At 65.4% G+C, this 16,400-nt stretch carries 10 protein-coding genes; 3 read left to right on the forward strand and 7 right to left on the reverse strand.

Going from position 1 to position 16,400, the window contains the following annotated elements:
* Window positions 1–24 precede the first annotated feature (24 nt).
* The 7 genes from C4S73_RS11535 to C4S73_RS11565 all read right to left on the reverse strand — a co-directional run bounded on the left by C4S73_RS11535 (window position 25) and on the right by C4S73_RS11565 (window position 10,834).
* On the reverse strand, window positions 25–1,524 hold the full coding sequence (locus C4S73_RS11535; protein ID WP_103872645.1) for a leucyl aminopeptidase: 1,500 nt from the start codon (window positions 1,522–1,524) through the stop codon (window positions 25–27).
* Between the two features lie 105 nt (window positions 1,525–1,629).
* Window positions 1,630–2,814: an efflux RND transporter periplasmic adaptor subunit gene (locus C4S73_RS11540; protein WP_244595562.1), complete on the reverse strand. Its 1,185-nt coding sequence runs from the start codon at window positions 2,812–2,814 to the stop codon at window positions 1,630–1,632.
* Window positions 2,811–5,930, reverse strand: a complete 3,120-nt coding sequence (locus C4S73_RS11545) for an efflux RND transporter permease subunit (protein WP_103872647.1) — start codon at window positions 5,928–5,930, stop codon at window positions 2,811–2,813. The genes C4S73_RS11540 and C4S73_RS11545 overlap by 4 nt, the downstream gene beginning before the upstream one ends.
* Window positions 5,927–7,015 carry an efflux RND transporter periplasmic adaptor subunit gene (locus C4S73_RS11550; RefSeq protein WP_103872648.1) on the reverse strand — a complete coding sequence of 363 codons (1,089 nt, stop codon included), beginning with the start codon at window positions 7,013–7,015 and terminating at the stop codon, window positions 5,927–5,929. The genes C4S73_RS11545 and C4S73_RS11550 overlap by 4 nt, the downstream gene beginning before the upstream one ends.
* 305 nt (window positions 7,016–7,320) lie before the next feature.
* Complete coding sequence (locus tag C4S73_RS11555; protein WP_103872649.1) at window positions 7,321–8,487, reverse strand: MFS transporter; 1,167 nt, start codon at window positions 8,485–8,487, stop codon at window positions 7,321–7,323.
* An 87-nt stretch (window positions 8,488–8,574) separates the two neighbouring features.
* Window positions 8,575–9,588, reverse strand: coding sequence for a helix-turn-helix domain-containing protein (locus C4S73_RS11560; protein WP_160115741.1), 1,014 nt, complete (start codon window positions 9,586–9,588; stop codon window positions 8,575–8,577).
* A gap of 187 nt (window positions 9,589–9,775) precedes the next feature.
* Window positions 9,776–10,834 carry an alpha/beta hydrolase gene (locus C4S73_RS11565; protein WP_244595563.1) on the reverse strand — a complete coding sequence of 353 codons (1,059 nt, stop codon included), beginning with the start codon at window positions 10,832–10,834 and terminating at the stop codon, window positions 9,776–9,778.
* 529 nt (window positions 10,835–11,363) lie between these two features.
* Between C4S73_RS11565 and C4S73_RS11570 the strand changes: the two genes are divergently transcribed.
* The 3 genes from C4S73_RS11570 to C4S73_RS11580 all read left to right on the forward strand — a co-directional run bounded on the left by C4S73_RS11570 (window position 11,364) and on the right by C4S73_RS11580 (window position 16,271).
* Complete coding sequence (locus tag C4S73_RS11570) at window positions 11,364–12,914, forward strand: AbgT family transporter (protein WP_103872651.1); 1,551 nt, start codon at window positions 11,364–11,366, stop codon at window positions 12,912–12,914.
* A gap of 107 nt (window positions 12,915–13,021) precedes the next feature.
* Window positions 13,022–14,227: a M20/M25/M40 family metallo-hydrolase gene (locus C4S73_RS11575; RefSeq protein WP_425290337.1), complete on the forward strand. Its 1,206-nt coding sequence runs from the start codon at window positions 13,022–13,024 to the stop codon at window positions 14,225–14,227.
* Window positions 14,228–14,435: 208 nt separating this feature from the next.
* Window positions 14,436–16,271 carry an SLC13 family permease gene (locus C4S73_RS11580; RefSeq protein WP_103872653.1) on the forward strand — a complete coding sequence of 612 codons (1,836 nt, stop codon included), beginning with the start codon at window positions 14,436–14,438 and terminating at the stop codon, window positions 16,269–16,271.
* Window positions 16,272–16,400: the final 129 nt, after the last annotated feature.

Raw genomic sequence — 16,400 nt, forward strand, 5'->3', positions numbered from 1 at the left:
GAGGGGAAAAGATGTCCTGCGCTTTCACGCAGCTTCGGCCGCGCGCCTGATCAGGAATTCGGCCAGCAGGGGAACCGGTCTTCCGGTCGAGACCTTCGTGTCGCGCGAAATCGAGGCCGTGCCGGCAATGTCGAGATGCGCCCAGGGGTACGCCCGCGCGAACCGGGCAAGAAAGCTCGCGGCCGTGATCGCATCGACCGCGCACGGGCCGAGATGGCTCAGATCGGCAAAATCGCTGTCGATCTGCTCGGGATCCTCGTCGGAGAGGGGAAGCTGCCAGGCGCGATCGCCCGCTACGGCGCCGCATTTCAGAAGCTCTGCTGCAAGGGCATCGTCATTGGCGAAGAGGCCGCTGGCATGGGAGCCGAGCGCAACTACACAGGCCTCCGTCAACGCAGCGACATCGATCACGCAGGCCGGGCGGAAATGCTCGGCATAGGTCAGCGCATCCCCGAGCAGCAGCCAACCCTCCGCATCATCGCTAAGGGTTTCGGTCGCCTGACGAAGAAGCGACGCAACATGGTCGCCGGAATGCGCGACTTGCCGCCGTCGCGTGCCTTCCGCCGTGGCGATCAGGCCGATGACATTGATCGGCAAGCCCAGCCGCGCGACCGTTCGCATCGCACCCAGCACGCTGCCGGCACCGCGCATATCGAAGGTCAATGCGTCCGGGCTTGCCAGCGATCCCGATGGGCCTGCGCTGTCATCGATATTGATGCCCTTCCCGACGAGCACGATGGGTCTGCTCTTCACCCGCCGCCCGTTGCATCGCATCACGATGAGCTTGCAGGGCTTTGCCACGCCGCCTTCGGCCGAAAGAAACGGCCCCGAGCCAGGCATCGCGACGGTCGGGCGCTCCAGGATTTCGACATTGAATCCGAATTCGCCTCCCATCGCTATGGCCGTGCTCGCCAGAAAGGCGGGCGTGCAAATTCGCGCCGGCAGGTTGCCCAGGTTCTTGGCCAGCGCGACCCCTTCCGCCACCGCAACGCCTTGGCGCAGCGCCCCGACGAGCTCCGAGGTCAGCGTCTGCGGGATCAGCAGCATGACGTGGCAGACAGGCCGCCGCCGGACCGTCCGGCCGGTCTCCATGTCGGGCAACGCGAAAGCCGAACTGCCGGCGGCAACGACATGCCCGGCCTGCTGCACCCGCCAGCTCAGCGTGCGGCCGGGAACATCGATTTCTGCCAGCGTGACCACCGCCTCGGTGGTGGCGTTCTGGACCAGAACCCTGCCTGTCGCGGCAAGCGCCTTCCAATAGGCGCGATCGCAATAGGTTTCCGCTTTTCCCAGGCTGACAAGCAGAATGCGAGTGGCGAAGGATCCCGGCAGATGTTGGACCAGCAAGGTCGCGCCGGCCGCAGCTCCAAGCTCGCCCCGCTTCAAGATCAGGGCAATCCGGCCTTCCGTGAGATCGTCGACCGCCCGCGCCGATCCGGTCAGCGCCCCCGAGCTGAAAACGCCCAGGACAAGAAATTCCGTCTTGAGCCTTGCAGCATCGCCAACGGCGGGGACTATCTCCATCAAATCCTCCGCGAAGAAAACACTGCACTGATTGGAGGTGAATCGGTTTCGCCGGGAACGGCTACGCCTCTCGGGAGATGCTGCCCTGATCGGGCCGCCCGCACGTCACGAAGGCGGACGGGTCGGCGGCGAGACGGCAGCAGCGCTGCGGCCGGCTCCGGCTTTCGGTTCCGGAAGCGGCGAAACGCGTTGACCGACATGAAGCGCCTGGATGCCGCCGGTGACGATCACCTCGCCGGGTTCAAGCCCCTGCGAGACGATGACGCGGTTGGGATCGAAGCGCAGCACATCGACGTTCCGGAGCGAGACCGTCGAGCTGGTGGGATCGACGATCCAGACGGCGGGAGAGACGCCCGACTGGGCCAATGCGCTCGCCGGAATAGCGACGATCGCGGCGGACGTGAGCTCCATCGTACCGGTCACGGTCGATCCCAGCCGCATTGCCTCCTGCGGATTGATCAGCCCGACCCTTACCTGAAAGGTGCGCGTCACCGGATCGGCCTGGGGCGCGACTTCACGCACCCGGCCATAGGCGGTTACCGAAGCGTCTTCTGCGAGCGCGATCCGGATCGTCGCATCGCCCGTTTTCGCCTCGAGTAGACGGGCCGGCACATTGAAGACAGCATCGCGCCCGTCATCGCGCGCCACCTGCACGATGACCTGTCCGGCCTGAACGACTTCGCCGGGCTCGACGCTGCGGGCCGTCACCACGCCGGCGACATCGGCCCGCAATTCGGTGAAGCCGAGGCGGTCCTGAGCCAGCTCGACCTGAGCCTCGGCATTTTCGAGCTGGGCTTGCGCGGTCTCCTGCGCCTGCAGCGCCTGGTCGAAGCGCGGGCGGGTCGTGAAGCCCTGCGCCATCAACCGTTCCTGGCGCTCGAACGTGTTGCGCGCCGTACCGACCTCTCCCCTGGCAGCCGTCAAGGCCGCCTTCGCCGCATTGAGGGCATTCCGTTCGATCACGGGGTCCAGCCGAGCAACAACCTGACCGGCTGCGACACGGTCCCCGACATTGACCGGCCGCTCGCTGACGCGACCACCGATCCGGAACCCCAGCGCTACGTTCTTCTCGGCCTGGATCTCGCCGGTCAGTTTCGTGTCGTTGGCAAGCTTGCTCTCCTCGACCGTGGCGACGCGCACAGGCCTGGCGGCCGTCGGCGGAGCCGGCTCGTTTTGGCCGCAAGCCGCCAACGCAAGGACAAGCGCCATGGCGGTCACAGGCCGGACGATTTCCCGGCCAAATGTCTTGGCACGAGGTGACGCGGCAAGAATTGTCGGGATCAGCTTCATGTCGAGGGAACTCCCGCAACGCCCGCAGCCCGGGTCTTGTTTTTGGTCGGGGTCTGGTTTTTGGTCGTGGTCTTGCTCGGCGTGCTCGAAGCCCTGTCGAACACGGCAACGTAAAGCGTGGGCAGCAGGATAAGGGTCAGGACGGTCGCCACGAGCAGACCACCCATGATCGCGAAGGCCATCGGCCCCCAGAACACGGTCGGCGCGATCGGGATCATGCCGAGCACCGTGGATATCGCCGTCAGCACGATCGGCCGAAAACGGGTCGTGCTCGCATCGAGCGCCGCCTGCGTCACGCTCTTGCCGTTCGAGCGTTCCTCTTCGATCTGGCCGATCAGGATCACCGCATTCTTGGTGATGATGCCGATCAGCGCCAGGACGCCCAGCAGCGCCACGAAGCCCAGAGGCTTGTTGGAAATCAGCAGGGCGCCGACCACACCGATGAGACCGAGCGGGGCGATGCTGAGGACGATCGCGAGCCGCCTGAAGCTGCGCAGCTCCGCCATCAGCACCGTGAGCATGATTAGGAGCATGACCGGCACCACCGCGATGACCGAGGCCTGCGAACTGGCGCTCTCCTCGACCGTTCCGCCGACCTCGATGCTGTAGGCGGGCGGCAGGGTCTTCCGGAGGTTTTCGATAGCCGGCGCGAGCGCGGAGACGACGGCATCGGGCTGAATGCCGGGCACGACATCGGCCGCCACGGTGAGGTTGGGTAGGCGATCTCGACGCCAGATCAGCGGCGCATCCTGGCCATAACTGAAGGTGACGAACTGCGACAGCGGCACCGAGCGGCCACCGGGCAGCGCAACCTGCATCGTCCGCAGCGTCGCAAGCGAGACACGCTCCGCATCCTGCGCCCGCACCACGACATCGACGAGATAGATATCGTCGCGAACCTGCGTCACCACCGTGCCGGAGACCACGGTGTTGAGGATCGCCGCGAGCGCCTGCGAACTCAGGCCAAGGCGCCTCGCCTCATCCTGATCGACGCGCAGCCGCAATTCGCGCGAAGGCTCGATCCAGTCGAAATTGACCTGCTCGGCCTTCGGATTCGCGGCCACAACCTGCGCAAGCTTCATCGCGATCGAGCGAACTTCCGCGATCTCGGGCCCGCTGACACGGTACTGCACGGGCCAGCCGACCGGCGGCCCGAGCTCCAGCGGATAGATGCGCCCGACGACATTCGGGAAGTCGTTGGCCAGCAACGCCTCGAGCTTCGCCTGCAGCCGGTCACGCGCCGGAACGTCCTTGGCGACGATCACGGCCTGGCTGAAGAAGTCGTTGGGCAGCTGGGCGTTCAGCGGCAGATAGAACCGGATCGCTCCGCGCCCGACATAGGTGCTCCAGCGATCGACATCGGGATTGCCCTTCAGCGTCGCATCGAGCCGCGTTGCAAGCTCCTGGCTAGCGTAGATCGACGCGTTCTGCGGCAGCGTCAGGTCGACCAGCAATTCAGGCCGGTCCGACGCCGGGAAGAATTGCCGCGGCACCAGCGGCAAAGCGAGCACCGAGGCCGCAAACAGCACGAGCGTCACCGCGATCGTGATCCACCGCACCCGGATCGCGCCGGCAAGCGTCTTCCTGAACAGCGTCACCACGCGTCCGGGCTCGGCCGTGGCCGATGACGGCTTCGGTGACGACAACATCGCCACGCCGAGCACGGGAGCAAAGATCACCGCGACGAACCAGGAAACGACGAGCGCAATACTGACCACGGCGAAGAGCGAAAACGTGTATTCGCCCGCCGAACTCGCGGCAAAACCGATCGGCACGAAGCCGGCGATCGTCACCAGCGTACCAGCCGCCATCGCCACGGCATATCGCTTGAAGGCATAGGTCGCGGCTTTGGTCTTCTCGTCGCCCGCGGCAAGCCGCGTCACCATGGCGTCGGTCGTGGTCATCGCGTCGTCGACCAGAAGCGCCAGCGCGATGATCAGCGCGCCCAGCGAAATGCGCTGCATGTCGATGCCGACGACGAGCATGCCGGCGAAGACGATGGCGAGCGTCAGCGGAATCGACAGCGCGACGACGAGACCGGCTCGCACGCCCAGGCTGACGAAGCTCACGACAAGGATGATGCCGATCGATTGCCAAAGCGACGTCATGAAATCGGCGATGGCGTGATCGACCGTCACGGCCTGATCGGCGACAAGGCGCGGCTCGATGCCGACGGGCAGATTGGCGGTGACCTCCGCCATCGCCTTCTTGACGTTGCGGCCAAGCGCCAGGATGTCGCCGCCATCCCGCATGGCGATGCCCAGGCCGATCGCATCCTGCCCGTTCACGCGGAACATCGGCTGGGGCGGGTCAGCATGGCCACGCCTAACCGTGGCGATGTCGGCGAGCCGGACCATGCGGTCGCCGACGGGGAAGTTCACGTTGAGAAGGTCGGCTTCCGACTGGAAGGCACCGGAGACGCGCACCGAGAGCTTCTCGTCCTGCGTCTGGATCGTGCCGGCCGGGCGCACCACGTTCTGGCTCTGCAGGGCTGCGAGCAGCGCGCTGCGGTCGATGCCCAGATTGGCCAGCTCGCGCACCGAGAACTCGACGAAGATCCTCTCGTCCTGCGCGCCGATGATCTCGATCTTCGAGACGTCGGGAACCAGCAGCAATCGCGAACGGATCGCCTCGACATGGTCGCGCAGATCGCGGCCGGTGAAGCCGTCGGCGGTGAATCCGTAGATGATGCCGAAGGTGTCGCCAAAGCGGTCGTTGAAGAAGGGACCGAGCGTTCCCGTCGGCAGCGTGTGGCGGATATCGGTGACGAGATTGCGAACCTGATACCAGGTGTCCTGAACCTTGCGCGCCGGGATCGACTGCTTCAAGTCGACGAAGATCGTCGTCACGCCGGGCGTCGTATAGCTGCGAACGGAATCCAGCCCGGGCGTTTCCTCGAGCTGGCGCTCGAGACGCTCCGTGACCTGTTTCAGCGTGTCATCCATGGTCGCGCCGGGCCAGGCTGCCGAGACCACCATCGTCTTGATCACGAAGGACGGATCCTCGTTCCGGCCCAGCCGGTAATAGGCCAGCAATCCGGCGGCGACCGACACGATCATGAAATAGATCACGACCGAGCGGTTCTTGAGCGCCCAGTCCGAGAGGTTGAAAGTCATCGCGGTTCCGTCCCGGTCAGCCGCACGGCCTGGCCGTCCTGCAGGAGATTCGCCCCGGCGGTCACAATGACGTCGCCGGGCTGGAGCCCATTCCGGATCAAGGCCGTGGCGGGGTCGGCGCTGAGCACGTCGAGCTTGCGCAAGGACACGGTGAGGCTCTGCGGATTGACGATCCAGGCGCCCGTGTCGGGTCCACGCCGGGTAAGCGCCGTCGCCGGAATAGCGATAGCCGAAAGCTCGCTGCCGCGGATCGTGCCCGTGACGGTGGTGCCCAGCCGGAAGGTCGGCGGCGGGTCGATCAGGCCGATCCTGACGCGGAAGGTGCGGGTCACAGGGTCGGCCTGCGGCGAGACCTCCCGCACACGGCCGCGCACTGTCACGCTGGGGTCGCCGGCAAGGCTGACGACCACCTGCGCTTCGGGCGAAGTCGAGCGGATCACGTCAGCCGGCACCTCGAAGACGGCATCGCGCCCGTCGCGTCGCGCCAGCTGCACGACCATGCGGCCAGCCGGAACGATTTCGCCGGGCTCGGCCCCGATCATGGTCACGACGCCCGGCGCATCGGCTTTCAGGGAAGTGAAGCTGACGACATCCTCGGCCGTCTTGACCTGGGCCTGTGCGGCCTCCACCTGCGCCTGCGCCGCGATGCGCGCCTGCTCGGCGGCTTCGAAATCGGCGCGCGTCGTCACATTGCGCTGAAGCAGGTGGCTCTGCCGCTGATACTGGTTCTCGGCCTGCCGCAGGAAGCCCTGCGCCGCCGTAAGCGCCGCCCGGGCGGAGCGCAGCGCGTTGAGCTCGTTCTCCGGGTCGAGACGCGCGAGCAGGTCTCCGTCCCGAACCGTGGCACCGACACCGACCGCCCGCTCGGCCAAGCGGCCGGAAATACGGAAGGACAGCGCCGTCTGGTCCTTGGCCTCGATATGGCCGGCAAAGCTGATATCGGCCGCGGCAGGTGGTTGCTCGACAGTGATCGTGCGGATGGGGCGCACGGGCGGCGGCGGTGCTTCCGCCTCGCTTTGGCAGGCAGCGCAGAGGAGCGCGACGGCCGTCAACGCCATGGCGCGCGACACGGTCGAAACCGTCATGGACGAACTCGCTGCGGCAGCAGGAGCATGCGCCGAGGCCATTGCGTCGGCCCAACCGGCTGGGCGAGCCCGGCTCCTTCGCAGTTCCAGAAAGGGCATACTGTTCTTCCTCCGGCGACCGCGAGACAGAGGCAGTGGGCCTCGGGCGCTAGACAACGCTTCCGTCGCGCCAACCATTCCGGACGGTGGGAAAGGACGGTACCAACTGTCCCCAAGGCGCGGATTAGCTCAGAATCCCAATCCTGCGCTGCTCATCCCAATCTTGGGACGAGCCGCTGCCGGATGAAATATGCGAAGCCGAACCGTCATGCTGGCCGGGGTTCGCTTGCGCCCTCCCGCGCCTGTGAGATGGCGACAGGGAGCAGCAGCAGGAAGCCGGCTCCGGCAGCAATGGCCATCAGCCAGTAGATTTGCTCGCCCCAGGATCCATAGAGATAGCCGGAAAGCGACATCAGAACGGCCATGGCACCAGCCCAACCGGCGGCCATCCACGCCTGGACCTGCGCAAGCATCGAGGCCGGCGCGAGCCTGGCGAGCAGAAAGACGCTGCCGAGATGCGTCATCCCGAAGGTCACGCCCTGCAGCAGCTGGAGCCCGACGAGAAAGCCCAGATGCGGATCGAGCGCCATTCCGCTCCAGCGGATCGTTGCGATGGCTGCACTCCCCAGCAGCAGCGCGGCCGAGCCGATAAGGGCATGTCCGACCACGCTGAACAGCACGATCTCAGAGACCACCCCGACCGCCCAAAGACCGCCGATCGCGGCTCCCGACATCCCGCTGCTCTGCCAATGCAGCGCACTGAACGCATAGACGGCGGCATGACTCGCCTGCACCAGCGCTGCCCCGGCAATCGTGAAGCCCAGCAGCCACGGCCGGTCCAGCCGTCCCACCGCGATCGTCGCGGACGGCGCCAGTTCGGGCGCCCTCACTCCGGCAATGGCGATGGCGGCAAGTGCGGTGACGAGCGCGGATATCAGGAGCATGCCGATGATCGACGAGGTCGGAAGCCAGTCGAGCATCCACCCGGCCACGATATTGGCCAGCGCAAAGCCTGCCGAGCCCCAAAGCCGGATGCGCCCATAGCGCAGCTCGGCCGCATGCAGCCGGCTCAGCACCCGCAGCGTGACCGCGTCGGTCAAGGCGATCAGCGGCCCCTGGGCCGAAGCGATCACGACCACCAGCAGGAGGATCTGGACAAAGCCATGGGCGAAGGCGAGCAGCGCGGTTCCGAGCACGACCAGCACCGAGCAGGCGACCAGTGCCGCCGCCATCCGCCCCGTGCGGTCCACGAAAGCCGCAACGATCGGGTTCGCGACGATGCGCGTCAGCAGCGGCGCGGCGAGCACGATCCCGATGACGCTGTCTTCAAGTGCCGAAGCGCGCAGCCAGAGCGGAAAGAACGGCAGATTGACGCCAAGCTCGAAGAAAAGAGCCGCATAGAGAAACGAGAGCCGTCCCGTGGCCCGGCTCATACGATAAATTCCATGCTCGTCGGACTGCCGATAATGCGGTGTTTGCGCGGACCAAGCGAACTATGCCCGATCTTCCGCAGCGTCAATCTATGCGTGGAAGACGTCCTGCGTCGCAGAAAGCTTGCTGAAGGCCCGGTCCCGCGCCTCGCTCGGGCTGTAGCCGAATTCCCGCCTGAAGGCGCGGCTGAAGGTCGAATGGTCGCCGAAGCCCACCTCGTTCCCAACCAGATGGATGGAGAGCGCGTCAGGATGGGCGCTGAGGCGACGATGCGCCTCTCGCAGACGCTCGCGATTGATGAAGTGAGCAACCCCGCCGCTGCTTTCGAACAGTCGATAGAGCTTTGACCGGGAAACGGCCAGCAGCCGGCGCAACCGCTCCGGGCCGAACTCGGGCGACGCCATGTTTCGCCGCACGACAAGCCGCGCTCGCTCGATCATGACGGAAGACAGCGGCGCATCCGCCGCCTCGACGCGCTCGAGGCAAGGCGCGATGCAAGCGGCCACAAGCGCACGCGTCGGCGCGGCAAGGCTTTGGGCATGCTCAGGCGGAATCTGGGGCAACTGGCGGGCCAGAGTGTCCATGTAGCCTGCCAGCAATACCGCGAATTGGGGGCTGACCGCCATGTCATGCGCGCGCTCGAAATCGCGCATGTCGTTTCCGCGGAGATCTCTGGGCAGGTAGAGCGTGAGCACTTCGGTATCGGACGCCTGTCCCTCGAACGGCATCGCCAGCGACCGGAAGGTCAGCGAGTCCAGGGACGGATTCAGGGATAGCGGCGAAGCAGGCCGATCGTCGCAGAACGTCCGCGCCAGCACGACACACCAATAGTCCAGATGGGATTTCGGCCTGTGCCGCCAGTGGCGCACCGAGGTGCCGGGAAAGAAGGCGCGCGTGAAGACGATGTCTCCAAAGCTCCATGACGAAAAATCAGCCAGGAAATCCGTCGTCGCCCCAGGCACCGGGCGGAGTTCGATGAGATCGGCCATGAGATCGCGCCAGGCGTCGAACTGGTCCTGCAACGGCAGATCCCTGGTCGAGAAATCCTGAACCAGAAACGTTCCGATCGATGGCGCTGGGTCTGAAAGCGAGACACTCGGCACGATGGGCTCCATTCAAGGATGTCGCGGCAGTCTAGGCGCTCGGCTACCGACGATGAGACGATGACTGCAAGTGTGCTAAAGAAACTGTGACGCTAGAAATACGCTTTTTGTCAAGTTCTGACCGCCATCGTTGCTCTCTCGCTTCGATGGTTCCTTTGCGACCTGTATTGTCGCGCTCCCGATGACTTTAGCGCTCCGCGGCCGCGTTGAAAACCAGGATCGGCGCGGAGACGACCAACCCAGCCGCCGACCCGATCGTCTCCGCCGCCATGGCCGAGACCGAGACATCCGTATCGGTGATGACTTGGCCCTGGATCAGCCGGTCGCCGATGAGGCGGACCGCATCGGGACTGGCGGCAAAGAGGTCGTGATTGATCCTGTCGCCGGCCCGAATGGCGCTGAGATCGAGGACCGTGATGCCGTTGAGGCTTGCAAGCTGCCGCCGATATTCGTCTTGCGACAGGTCGATCGCGCCGAGCCTTGCCGAGCCTTGCGAGAGGAACTGCGACAGTTGGAGCGCCCTGTCGTTTTGCGACACGAACAGCGTGATCTGCGGGCGTCGCGGCCCCATATCCTCGACTTGCCGGCGGAAAACACCGACATCGAGATCCGGTGAAGCCAGGATGATGTTGTTGATCTTTCTGGGAACGCCGCCTTGTTCAAGGGCGATCTGTTTCACCGCCTCCATCGCAAGCCAGCTTCCCATGGAATGCGCGAGGATGACGACTTCACTGACGGCCGAACCATTCGCTACGGTCTTCAGGAGGTAGGCAAGGTCGCTGCGCGAGTAGGAGGCATTATCGAAATCGCGCTTGTAGTCGAGCAATCGACCACGCGAAGGCCAGGAGAACAGCACCGGAGCCGCCATCGCATCCGCATCATGAGTAAGTTGCGCAAAACGGAACACTGCCCGGTCGAACGGCGTGTTGAAGCCGTGCACGAAGACGAAGACCCGCCGTTTGCGCCCACCAGCCTTCGCGAACCATTTGGCAAGGTCGGCCTTGGCGACCGGCCTCTCCGCCGTGACGACGAAATCCGTGGCAGCGTTTCCCGGGACGGAACGAGGCAGCTGGATGGTGCCGACTTCGCGATCCCTGGGAATCGAGACGACGATATTGCTGAAGGAGACCCCGGGGCCGCGATCCCCGCTGAACAGGACGCCAGCCTCGTCGGAAGGCGCTCGCGTGGTCGCGGCGAGCATGTTGACGCTGTCGGTCCCAGCGGCCGGCGCGACGGGCTGAAGCATCCCCCTGGGCGCCGAAGCGCAACCGGCGACGACCACCACGACAGCGACGCCTGCAAAGCGCCTGGACCAAGAAAGGGCAGCGTCACGCATCATCACGCGGCGAGAACAGCGAGATACGAGGCGTGTTCGGCGCTTGAAGGGCAGCACGACTGCGATCCGTCATCCTTCATGTGCCGCTCCCTCGCGCCGTCTCGGCCCGCCATCGTCAAATCCACCGTCCCAGCCGCGTTAGAGAGCCCAAGCGGGAGGCGCAAGCCCGATACCGGGTCGCCGGAACAAGGCAAAGCCTATCCCATGCCATGCGCGGGAACCAGCCGGACGCTTCCGCAAGCGCGGGCAACTGCACCAAACCTCGCCGCCTTCCCAACTTTGGGACAGGCGGCCCACGTTTTGGGATTCTGTGCCGATGCTCCGCCGGCGCAGAGGGCTAAGTTCGCCGCATCGTCAGCTGGAGCATCCGCTTCGGCGGCACATCTGTCTTGTCGCAGCCCCCGGGCGCGGAATTGTTTGGCTCAAGGAGAGACAAGAAATGGCCACGGGAAACGTAGCGTCAAAGACCGTGATGCAGAGATTTCTCGATACGGTCGAGAAGGTCGGGAACATGGTTCCCCATCCCGTGGTCATCTTCCTGATCCTGATTGCGATCGTCATCGGCCTGTCGGCCGTGCTCGGCGCGTTCGGAGCGGCCGTCACCTTCGAGCGCATCAATCCCGATACGCACAAGGTCGAGACGGCGACGACGGCGATACGCAGCCTGCTGAACGTTGAAGGCATTCGCTTCATCTATTCCTCGCTGATCCCGAACTTCATGAGCTTCACTGCAGTCGGGCTCATGATCGTCGCCATGATCGGCGCCGGCGTTGCCGAGGAATCCGGCCTCGTCACGGCGCTGATCCGCAAACTCGTCATCGTCTCGCCGCGCTGGGCCCTGACCTACATCCTCTCCTTCGTCGGCATCCTCGCCAGCATCGCGGCCGATGCCGGTTATCTCGTCCTGATCCCCCTTGCCGGCATCGCCTATCTCGCCGTCGGCCGGCATCCTCTCGCCGGCCTGGCGCTGGGCTTTGCCGCCGTGGCCGGCGCCTTCACGGTCAACATGCTGATCAAGCCGCTCGACGCCGTTCTGGTCGAGTTCACCAATGACGCCGCCCATCTCGTCGACCCCAGCAGGTCGATCGGCCTGGCCTCGAACGTCTGGTTCTCGATCGCCTCGGTGCTGTTCCTCACGGTCATCATCGCCTTCATCTCCGACCGCATGATCGAGCCGCGCCTGGGCAAATACGATCCCAAGCTGGCGGCCGAGGGCACCACCACAGAGCAGGGCGCCACGCTGTCCGAGCAGGAGTCGCGCGGACTGCGCTTCGCCGGCTTCGGCCTGCTTGGCCTGATTGTGGTCTTCTGCCTGCTCACCATTCCGGCCGGCGCGCCGCTGCGCAACCCGACAACGGGTGAACTCATCGGCAACTCGCCGTTCATGAACGGCCTCATCGCACTGATCATGCTGATGTTCCTGACGACCGGCTGGACCTATGGCATCGGCGCCGGCACCCTGCGCACGCTGACCGAGGTGATCGCGGCGATCGAGAAGTCGATCAAGAACCTCGGCGGGACGATCTTCCTGTTCTTCGTGCTCAGCCAGTTCGTCGCCTATTTCACCTATACCAACATGGGCACGGTGATGGCGCTCAGCCTGTCGGGCGTGCTCCAATCGGCCAATATCGGCGCCTTGCCCTTGCTGCTCGGCTTCATCGTCGTTGTCGCGATCATCGACCTGCTGCTGACCGGCGCAATCGCCAAATGGGCGATCTTCGCGCCCGTCTTCGTACCCCTGCTGATGAAGCTCGGCGTCGAGCCGGAGGCCGTGCTCGCCGCCTATCGCGTCGGCGACTCCCCGATGAACGCCATCACCCCGCTCAACGCCTATTTCGCGCTCGTCGTCGGCTTCGCCCAGAAATACGACAAGACCGCCGGCGTCGGCACGATCGTCTCGCTGATGCTGCCCTATGTCATGTGGATGTTCGTGCTCTGGACCGCGCTCTTCGCCGCCTGGAAATGGCTTGGATTGCCCTGGGGCCTGTGACCCCGGTCGCTCCCTGGGGAGTGTGACCCCGGTGACTGCCCTGGCGGCTGTGGCTCCGGTCCAGCTGCCCAAAAATCCAGCAACACTCAATTGATCGGATGCATATCATGAGCAGCACCTCTCTTCCCCTCGATGTCGAAGCCGCCATCGACCACCTGATGAACTTCCTGTCGGTCGAGGGCGTCACCGGTCAGGAGGCCAAGATCGCGGCCGCCGTCAGCGACGCGCTGAAGAAGGTCGGCGTGCCGGCATCGGCGATCCGCTTCGACGATGCCAACAAGCGCATCCCGGTGCCGACCGAAACCGGCAACCTCTTCGTCGATCTGCCGGGTACGCGACCCGGTCCGCGCCTGCTGTTCTCCACCCATCTCGACACCGTGCCGCTTTGCGCAGGCGCCAAGCCCCGCCGCGAGGGCGACCGCATCGTCTCGGACGGCACGACCGCACTCGGCGGCGATGCCCGCACCGGCGTCGCGCTTCTGGTCGTGCTCGCCGAGACCCTGATCAAGCACAAGCTCCCCCATCCGCCGATCACCCTGCTGTTCACCGTCCGCGAGGAAAGCGGCCTGCACGGCGCGCGCGAGCTGAACCCGGCCGATCTCGGCGGGGCCGCCATGTGCATCAATGTCGATGGCCAACTCGCCTCCGAACTGCTCATCGGCGCGGTCGGACAGGAGAACTGGGAAGTCGAGATCAAGGGTCGGGCCTCCCATGCCGGCGTCGCGCCGGAAAAGGGCATCTCGGCCACCATGGTCGGGGCTCTGGCCCTGGCCGAGGCGCGCAGTGCAGGCTGGTTCGGCAAGGTCGTCAAATCAGACGGCCGCGGCACGAGCAATGTCGGCATCTTCGGCGGCAAGGCTGGCAAGGTCGCAGCCGGCGACGCCACGAACGTCGTCACCGACTACGTCTACATCAAGGGCGAGGCGCGCAGCCCCGAGGCTGCCTTCGCGACTAAGATCGCCGATGGCTACAAGAAGGCCTTCGCCGAGGCGAAGGCCGCCGTCGTGGACCATGAGGGCGACACCGCCGAGGTCACCTTCACTCAGACGCCGGCCTATCCGCCCTTCGAACTGGCCAAGGACGCGCCGGTGGTGAAGCGCGCCTCCAAAGCGCTGGCAGCGCTGGGCATCGAGCCGGTCTACCTGTTCTCGAATGGCGGTCTCGACGCCAACTGGTTCGACAAGCACGGCGTTCCGACGATCACCATCGGCGCCGGCCAGGCCGAGATCCACACTATCAAGGAATACGTGAATCTCACCGAATACGAGAAGGGCTGCCGCATCGGCCTGCTGATGGCGACCCTCGAAGACTAAACTGACAAGGGTCGCATCATCGACTGCGCCTCCTGTCGACGACCAGCCCCTGAAGCACGTCGCCCCATCACGCGTGGCGACGTGCATTTGCGTATCGGGGACGAGAATAGGTGCGGACGCGGCGACGCCGGCTTTCGGCGACCGGCGCAGAGACGTGCACCTTTGATGACCGAGCGGCCTTGGCATGGCCCAATGAGGAGCTGAGCGATTGAGCCCGATAGCTTATACTGCGACCATCATCGCTGTTGCCGTCGTCCTGTTCGTCTCGAACAGGGTCCCGGTCGTCATCGTCGCGATGCTGACAGCTCTGTCGCTCTGGGCGACAGGCGTTTTGACCCTCGGTCAGTCGCTCGGCGGCCTCGGCGATCCCGCCGTCATCTTCATCGCCTCGCTCTTCATCGTCAGCTCCGGCCTTGAGGTCACTGGCGTCACCGCCTGGGCCGGCCAGCTTCTCATCCGTGGAGCCGGCGAGGAAAGCCGGACGCGACTTCTGCTTTTGACGATGCTGCTGGTCTCACTGCTCACGGCGCTGATCAGCGTCAACGGCGCGGTGGCGGCCTTGTTGCCGGTGGTCGTGGTCATCGCCGTCCGGCTCAAGCGCAACTCCTCGCAGCTCCTGATGCCGCTGGTCTTCGCCGCCCATGCCGGCTCGATGCTGGCGCTGACCGGCACACCGGTGAACGTTCTCGTCTCCGAAGCCGGAAGCGATGCCGGCGTCGGCGGTTTCGGCTTCTTCGAGTTCGCACTTGTCGGCGTCCCCCTGCTTGCGGGCACGATGGCGATCATCATCCTCTTCGGAAAACGGCTCCTGCCCGAGCGCAACGGCGCCACGATGCCCACCGATTTCAGCCGTCATGCCAAAACGCTGGTCGAGCAATACGGGCTTGCCAGCGGCGTCTACCAGATGCGGGTCCGTGAGAGCTCGCCCTATATCGGCGCGGCGACCTCAACGATCGACCTCTCCGCCTATCCGGGACTGCAGCTCGTTGCCATTCAGGACGGCGAAACCGCCGGGCCGATCCGCCGGCCTGTCATGGCCGATGGCGATCACCTGCTGCTGCGCGGCGATGCGGAAGCCGCGGCCTCATTCGGAGCCACGATGCATCTCGCCTTTCGCGAGGAAGCGACACCCGGCCAGGGCGAGGAAACCCTGTTCAACCGCCGTTCCGGCCTTGCTGAAGTCGTCATCCCCCCGCGCTCGGGGCTGGTTGGCCAAAGCGTGTTTCCCGGCATGGTCACCGATAGCGGCGACCTGATCATCCTCGCGGTGCAGCGCGCCGGCGCGGAAATCGCAGCGGCCAACGCAACGCGGGATGCGGGCGGCATCGTCTTGCAGGCTGGCGACACCATGCTGCTTCAGGGCACCTGGAAGGCTCTCGACATCCACCTGGACGATCCCGACGTTCTCGTCGTCAGCTCGCCCGAACTGGTCCGGCGCCAGGCCGTGCCGATGGGCCCAGGCGCGCGCCAGGCCATCGTCATCCTGATCGCCATGGTCCTGCTGCTCGCCACCGGCATCGTCCCGCCTGCGGTGGCGGGCCTCCTGGCCGCCGGCGCCATCATCCTGTCGGGCATCATGAACGTCGAGCAGTCCTATCGCGCCATCAGCTGGACGACGGTGATCCTCGTCGGCGCGATGATGCCGCTTTCGACCGCCATGGTGGAGACCGGAGCCGCGAAGATGATGGCCGAACGGCTCGTCTACATGGTGGGCGACGCAGGCCCCGTTGCCCTGCTCGCCGGCCTGTTCGTCCTGACCGCCATCATGGGCCAACTCATCAGCAATACCGCCACGGCGCTGATCGTCATTCCGATCGGCGTCGCGGCCGCCGCCAGCATGGGGATCTCCCCTCGCCCCGTCCTGATGAGCACCGCCGTGGCCGCTGCCGCCGCCTTCCTGACGCCGATCGCAACCCCGACCAACCTGATGGTGATGGGCCCCGGCGGCTATGCTTTCAGCGACTATTGGAAACTCGGCCTGCCATTGCTGCTCTGGTTCTTCGTCGTGGCGGTTTTCATCGTGCCGCTGATCTGGCGGTTCTGACCATCTGGATGGCCCGAAAACGGCCCCGGAAGCCCCTGCCGCCAGTTGTCGGAGCGACGCTCCCGGCAAGGCGGGGCCGGCCTGCCGCGAGAGCGACGGGCCTTTACCAGCGTGAAAGCCGATTGATCT

This window comes from Allobosea lathyri (assembly GCF_900108245.1).
GTDB lineage: Bacteria > Pseudomonadota > Alphaproteobacteria > Rhizobiales > Beijerinckiaceae > Allobosea > Allobosea lathyri.